This window comes from Psychrobacter sp. 1Y4 (assembly GCF_051847555.1).
The window spans coordinates 26,410-32,484 of sequence record NZ_JBPYDE010000020.1 but is presented as its reverse complement, the minus strand read 5'-3'; the positions used below and the strand labels follow the sequence as shown (position 1 = coordinate 32,484).

General features: G+C 42.6%; 6 protein-coding genes and 2 tRNA genes. 5 read left to right on the top strand and 3 right to left on the bottom strand.

Features of this window, described 5'->3' with window-relative positions:
• Positions 1-180: 180 nt before the first annotated feature.
• The 5 genes from ACS8FC_RS13185 (at position 181) to ACS8FC_RS13165 (ending at position 4,711) form a co-directional block, all read left to right on the top strand.
• A complete protein-coding gene (locus ACS8FC_RS13185; protein ID WP_173239542.1) occupies positions 181-1,128 on the top strand; it encodes a ribose-phosphate pyrophosphokinase in 948 nt (315 codons plus the stop codon).
• 344 nt (positions 1,129-1,472) lie between these two features.
• A complete protein-coding gene (locus ACS8FC_RS13180) occupies positions 1,473-2,156 on the top strand; it encodes a 50S ribosomal protein L25/general stress protein Ctc (RefSeq protein ID WP_299218529.1) in 684 nt (227 codons plus the stop codon).
• A gap of 227 nt (positions 2,157-2,383) precedes the next feature.
• Complete coding sequence (gene pth, locus ACS8FC_RS13175; protein WP_299218531.1) at positions 2,384-2,965, top strand: aminoacyl-tRNA hydrolase; 582 nt, start codon at positions 2,384-2,386, stop codon at positions 2,963-2,965.
• A gap of 163 nt (positions 2,966-3,128) precedes the next feature.
• The gene (gene panD / locus ACS8FC_RS13170) at positions 3,129-3,509 is read left to right on the top strand and encodes an aspartate 1-decarboxylase (RefSeq protein ID WP_010196068.1); all 381 of its coding nucleotides are present in this window, start codon (positions 3,129-3,131) and stop codon (positions 3,507-3,509) included.
• 161 nt (positions 3,510-3,670) lie between these two features.
• Entirely contained in the window at positions 3,671-4,711 is a 1,041-nt protein-coding gene (locus ACS8FC_RS13165; protein WP_439297119.1) for a calcium/sodium antiporter, read from the top strand.
• A 46-nt stretch (positions 4,712-4,757) separates the two neighbouring features.
• Here ACS8FC_RS13165 and ACS8FC_RS13160 read toward each other — a convergent pair whose 3' ends face one another.
• The 3 genes from ACS8FC_RS13160 to ACS8FC_RS13150 all read right to left on the bottom strand — a co-directional run bounded on the left by ACS8FC_RS13160 (position 4,758) and on the right by ACS8FC_RS13150 (position 6,040).
• Positions 4,758-5,414, bottom strand: a complete 657-nt coding sequence (locus ACS8FC_RS13160; protein WP_439297118.1) for an RDD family protein — start codon at positions 5,412-5,414, stop codon at positions 4,758-4,760.
• 275 nt (positions 5,415-5,689) lie between these two features.
• Positions 5,690-5,766: transfer RNA gene (locus ACS8FC_RS13155), tRNA-Arg, on the bottom strand.
• Between the two features lie 184 nt (positions 5,767-5,950).
• Positions 5,951-6,040: transfer RNA gene (locus tag ACS8FC_RS13150), tRNA-Ser, on the bottom strand.
• Between the last annotated feature and the right edge of the window lie 35 nt (positions 6,041-6,075).

Genomic DNA, 6,075 nt, shown 5'->3' with positions numbered 1-6,075 from the left:
ATAGCCAAGTTGGTAAGGCATCAGGTTTTGATCCTGACATCCGTTGGTTCGAGTCCAGCTACCCCTGCCATTTTTTACTGTAAAAGTAGTCTTCAATTATTTTCACCACTCTTTTCTTTATTTGGGCAGTTAGACACTGCTTAGTGGTCGCTGCTTGAGTCAATAAATAGGACTTCAGTCATGCCTTATTTGGCAATTTTTACGGGCAATGCCCATCCAGAACTTGCGAAAACCGTCGCCGACCACCTACACATCCCTCTTGGTAAAGCTGACATCACCCGTTTTTCTGATGGCGAAATTGCTGTGGAAATCAAAGAACACGTACGCGGTAAAGACGTGTTTATTATGCAGCCGACTTGTGCACCAACCAACGATAATTTGATGGAAATCATGATGATGGCGGATGCGCTTCGTCGTTCTAGTGCTGGCCGTATTACAGCAGTTATGCCGTATTTTGGTTATGCGCGTCAAGACCGTCGTCCTCGTTCTGCTCGCGTACCTATCTCGGCCAAAGTCGTCGCTGACATGCTAAATATCGTTAGCATTGATCGCGTCATGACGGTGGATCTACACTCAGATCAGATTCAAGGTTTCTTCGACATTCCTGTAGATAACATCTACGGCACACCCGTCCTTTTGAACGATTTGCAAAAGCAAGACTACGACAACATCATGGTGGTTTCACCTGACGTTGGCGGTGTGGTTCGTGCGCGCGCAATGGCCAAGCAATTAGGTGATACTGATATGGCGATTATCGATAAACGCCGTGCCCGTGCCAACGAGTCACAAGTCATGCATATCATCGGTGATGTTCGTGATCGTGACTGCGTTATCGTTGACGATATGGTCGATACGGCAGGTACGCTATGCAAAGCGGCTGAAGCCTTAAAAGAAAACGGCGCCCGTCGTGTATTGGCTTATATCACTCACCCTGTCCTATCAGGTAATGCTCTAAAAAATATCAGCGAATCGGCATTGGACGAAGTGGTCGTGACTGACACCATTCCATTGTCTCCTGCTGCGCAAGCATGTAGCAAAATCCGTCAAGTCTCTATAGCTCCGATGCTGGCTGAAAGCTTACGCCGTATCAATAATGAAGAGTCAATCAGCGCTATGTTTGATGCTTAAAGATTATATTTTTATTATTTGATATTTATGATTCTGATTACTTAATGATTAGCGCTAAAGGTTAACTTTAGCGCTTTTTTTTGCTTTAATATTTTTGCTCATGGTCAACCGTCTATCATTTGTCACGTAAGAGCTTCTTAATCTTCATCAAATTATCTAAGCCTTTATTATTGCTGCAAAAACACGTATAATGCGCGCCTGTATGCGTTATTCGTAAGTTTTAAGCATTTGAGGCTTAGCGGTGTGACTCATACTATTTAAGGTATCGATTATCCGGTAGAAGACTGGTCGCAAGTCTTAGGTTACTGGTAGATACTTCACATACACTCTATAGGATTATATCCATGACTATCGATCATTTTGCAATTAATGCGGTTGACCGCTCTGCTGAACAACAAGGTAAAGGTGCGAGCCGCCGCCTACGTAAGCAGAACTTAGTTCCTGCTATCATTTATGGTGGCGGTGAAGAACCAACGGCTATCTCAATTAAATTAAATGAGATGGTAAAGTCGCTTGAATACGAAGCCTTCTTTTCACAAATCTTGACGATCACGACTGATAAAGGTGAAGAACATCAAGTCGTTATTAAAGACTTACAGCGTCATCCTGCTAAAGGCTTTCCAATGCATGCTGACTTTCAGCGCATTATCAAAGGCCAAAAGATCAACATGAACGTTCCTGTGCATTTCGCTGGTCGTGAAGAAGCTCCTGGTACAAAAGCAGGCGGTATCCTATCTACGTTGGTTACTGAAGTTGAAATCGTTTGCCTACCATCACAGCTACCTGAGTATCTAGAAGTAGATGTATCAGGTATGGAAATCGGCGATCTATTCCGCTTATCAGACATCGACTTACCTGAAGGCGTGATTATCTTTGATCTTGATATGGAAGATGCGCACGACCGTACTATCGTTAACATGCAGCCACCAACGGTTGAAGAAGTTGACGAAGATGCTGAGGAAGTTGATGCTGACGAAGTACCAGCTACCGAGCAAGCTGACAAAGCTGACGACAAAGACGCTGAATAATTGATTATCAATCAGTAGACACCGCTCTACTGTATTTATAATAGTAGCAATTTTGTTGATAAAGAAACAGCAGGTGATCATTGTCTCCTGCTGTTTTTGCTAGTATTATTTACAAAAATAGCTGACAGCGTTATTTTTGTAAATAATATTCATTTTAGGCTATTTTACTCTTTATACTATTTTACTCTTTGTAGTTAGCTTAACCCTCATTTTAGGCAAGGTATGTTATGGCGATAAAACTCATTGTTGGTCTTGGTAATCCTGGTGAGCAATATATGTTCACTCGCCATAATGCAGGTTTTTGGTTTGTGCAGCATATCGCTCATCATTTTAATATTGCCTTAAGCCCTGATAAGAAGTTCCATGGCGTGACCGGACGCGGACAAGTATATGGTCATGATGTGCGCTTGCTACTACCCCTAACTTTTATGAATAAATCGGGACAGTCAGTCGTGCCGATGGTCAATTATTACAATATCGCCAATGATGAGCTACTGATCGCTCATGATGAGCTCGATATTGATGCCGGTAGCATCAAGCTAAAAACGGCGGGCGGTCATGGCGGTCATAATGGCCTGCGTGATATTACCCCGCATATTGGAAACGACTTTCATCGCTTGCGCGTCGGTATTGGGCATCCAGGACATAAGTCTAAAGTGAGCGGACATGTGCTCTCTAAAGCATCGCCTGATGAACAAATTGCGATCGATAGTGCACTCACGACAGCTTTTGAAGCGCTACCTTTATTATTAGAGGGCGATATTGAACGCGCGCGTTCGCAAATTAATAGTTTTAAACTACCTGCCTAAACGGTATGATACTTTTGGTTAAATTTACCTAAAACTGATGATGCTATCTTGGCTTTATCAGTCGGTAGGTAGCACAAACTTTATAAGGTCTTGATTTAACCTTTAATTTTTATGTATCTGCCCCCATTAACTGATTACTTTTGTTACGCTAAGGAAGCAATTCATGCTACTTAATATGCTTAAATGCAAATTGCACCGTGCCCGCGTCACGCATGCTGAGCTCCATTATGAAGGCTCATGCGGTATCGATGGCGATTTATTAGATCTTGCTGGATTACGCGAGAACGAATCTATCGACATCTATAATGTCACCAATGGTAAGCGCTTTCGCACCTACGCTATTCGCGCTGAAGCTGGCTCTGGTATTATCTCATTAAATGGTGCCGCCGCTCACATGGCAGACTTGGGTGATATCGTCATTATTTGCGCTTATGCTCATTTTGACGAAGTTGAAGCCTCGACCTACCAGCCAAAACTGGTTTATTGTAATGAAGATAACACCGTTAAAGACACTGCAAATATTATCCCTGTGCAAGTGGCTTAATAGTTCCGATAAAAAGTCAAAAGCGCCTATCTTTATAGTTAGCCTGCATTAAACTTTGCAAAACTATTTATTCCGATACAAAAGCTGAATCCACATTGTGGTTCGGCTTTTTTTATATCAATCCAGATTTAATAATTCATCATTTTTGAAGGAAAGTACCCATGTGGTTGGCAGGTGTTGCGATACTGATTGGTTTGGCCATTCTGGTTTGGAGTGCTGATGTATTCATTGATGGCGCAACCGCATTAGCAAAGACATTAGGTGTACCTAGTTTTCTGATTGGGGTGTTGATCTTAGGATTGGGTACCTCCGCACCTGAGATGGTGGTATCGATATTAGCAGCGCTAGATGGTAGTCCTGAGCTTGCCTTAGGTAATGCTTACGGCTCAAACATCATCAACATTGCGTTAGTCTTGGGGGCGACCGTTCTCATCAGCCCCATTGTGATTCATAAAGGTATTGTAGCACGTGACTTACCTATGCTATTACTCATTACTGCTCTGTCAGCATGGCAATTGCGTGATGGCGTACTAAGCTTGAACGATGGTATCTCATTACTAACCTTATTAGTCATGGTCTTGAGCATCCAAATCGTGCTGAGCCTACGTGAGGGCAGCTCAAAGCCGAAAAACGATGTCATCGAAGACAGCGATACAGTAAAAATTGTTCCGGTCACAAACAATACAATAGAAAGCTTAGGGATAAAAAGCACTGATTCAGGTTATATAGAACCAAGTTTGGCACGGGGTTTGGGTAGCTTGTTTGTGGGTATGCTGATGCTGGTCTTAAGCTCACGAGCGATTGTTTGGGGTGCAATTGAGATGGCGACATTTTGGGGATTAAGCGAGTTGATTATTGGTCTGACCATCGTCGCTGTTGGCACGTCCCTACCAGAGTTGGTGGCAAGCCTCGCTGCAGCGCGTCACGGTGAGCACGATATGGCACTTGGCAACATCATTGGCTCCAATATCTTTAATACGTTAGGAGTGGTAGGGCTAGCGGCTGTTATCGCACCGATTACAACCAACCCAATGATTTTATCTCGTGATGTATTGGTAATGGCACTGATTACCTCTCTACTCTTTATAATGTGTGCATTTGCTTTTATATCTAATCGAAGATTTGGTCGTACCTCTGGCGTTACAATGATACTACTGTTTACTGGCTATACGGTATGGCTGGTTCAAACGGCCATTGTATAACAGGTGGTATCATCATCGATGGGCTGATGATGCTGATGTCTTTTGATTATTTGCTCTGCTTGCGGTTCTTAAAGCCACGCCATAGACCTTCATGCGCTACTTTTGGCATCTTTAGGGTAATGGTGTTTGATAGCATATCTTGCACTGCTAGGCCCCGACGATTAAACAAGCAAAATACATAGTTAAATACCAAACCCAAAAAGGCACTGGTCAGCAGGACGGCACGCGAGCCTCCTATCAGACTGCCAATGATACCGAAAATTAACGGCATTAATGCCGCTGCTAAAATTCGCTTGAATGACTGCCCCCATGTTAGCAAATGCCCAGCATTATTGACCGTTTTTAATCGCCATGTTTGCATGCCCAGTGTTTGACCACCACGTCGCCAAAACACGCCATAGAAGGCTACTAGCGTCAGTATAAAAGAAGGTGTCATAACGACGTTCTGATACCATCTGGGTAGCGACTGCGCCTCTTCAGACTGCGTCCCTGTCTCCATGGTCAATAGCGTACCAATCACCGTCAGCATCGTCCCCACCAAAAACAACAATGCCAAAATCAGCATCCCATCATATAAGATAGCAACGACACGGGTCGTCGGTTTGGCAATAGTAGGCTCTTCAATATGAGGGACGGGCTGTTGAGAGGTGTTCTTTTTTGGAGACTTTGACTTAAGGACAGTCTTCGGTGTACTTTTTGACATGATACAAGCTCATAGCAAGCGAAAATAATGACACTATTGTACCGTAATTTGGGTGCTTATCGTACACTTATACCAAGCCCCAGAAGTATACATATTATAAAAATGATGATGCGTCGAAAACGTGTTGTAATATTTAAAACTTGAAGTATATAAAGATAAGACAAACAACCCTTATTACAAAAACAGCAGACATAAAAAAATCGCCAAATTGTCATAAGACAGGCGATTGATTTAGTTTTTAGCTCGAAGCTTAATAAGACAAGCTATTATGCAAATGGTGCGCCTGGAGAGATTCGAACTCCCGACCCCTTAGTTCGTAGCCAAGTGCTCTATCCAACTGAGCTACAGGCGCGTATTTTGCACATCATCCACTGTATTTTAAATAACATTTACAGTAAATTAGGTTGGCTATTATATAGATAATCCAGCTGATGTCAATATTTTTTATTCATTAAAATAAAATTTTTTTCTATTCTAATTACAAATATATCTGACATCGACTTACTGCATTACAATCTAACAATAAACCGAATAAATGGCGGTGAAGGAGGGATTCGAACCCTCGATACGCTTACACGTATGGTTCCTTAGCAGGGAACTGGTTTCAGCCACTCACCCACTTCACCGAACGATTTAAGACACTTATCGAAATATTTATTAA

Coding starts and splice junctions, on each gene's coding strand:
- ACS8FC_RS13185 (WP_173239542.1), top strand. CDS start 181: ATGCCTTATTTGGCAATTTTTACGGGCAATGCCCATCCAGAACTTGCG.
- ACS8FC_RS13180 (WP_299218529.1), top strand. CDS start 1,473: ATGACTATCGATCATTTTGCAATTAATGCGGTTGACCGCTCTGCTGAA.
- pth (WP_299218531.1), top strand. CDS start 2,384: ATGGCGATAAAACTCATTGTTGGTCTTGGTAATCCTGGTGAGCAATAT.
- panD (WP_010196068.1), top strand. CDS start 3,129: ATGCTACTTAATATGCTTAAATGCAAATTGCACCGTGCCCGCGTCACG.
- ACS8FC_RS13165 (WP_439297119.1), top strand. CDS start 3,671: ATGTGGTTGGCAGGTGTTGCGATACTGATTGGTTTGGCCATTCTGGTT.
- ACS8FC_RS13160 (WP_439297118.1), bottom strand. CDS start 5,414: ATGTCAAAAAGTACACCGAAGACTGTCCTTAAGTCAAAGTCTCCAAAA.